Genomic DNA, 222 nt, shown 5'->3' on the forward strand with positions numbered 1-222 from the left:
CGACGCGCTCGCGGACGACGGCGTCGAGGTCGTCGAGACCGACCTCGGCGAGTGGGTGCTCCAGCTGGCCGACGAGGAGCCCTCCCACATCGTCGCGCCGGCGATCCACAAGTCGCGTGAGGGGATCGCGGAGCTGTTCGCGGAGCGGTTCGACCCGGAGGACCCGCCAGAGACCGCCGAGGAGCTCACCATGTTCGCCCGCGAGCGGCTCGGCGAGCTGAT

General features: G+C 71.6%; 1 pseudogene. It reads left to right on the forward strand.

Features of this window, described 5'->3' with window-relative positions:
- Window positions 1–222 (forward strand): annotated as a pseudogene (locus EXE44_RS19685) (LUD domain-containing protein); the annotation flags it as partial.

Source organism: Halorubrum sp. SS7 (assembly GCF_005435055.1).
Taxonomy (GTDB): domain Archaea; phylum Halobacteriota; class Halobacteria; order Halobacteriales; family Haloferacaceae; genus Halorubrum; species Halorubrum salinarum.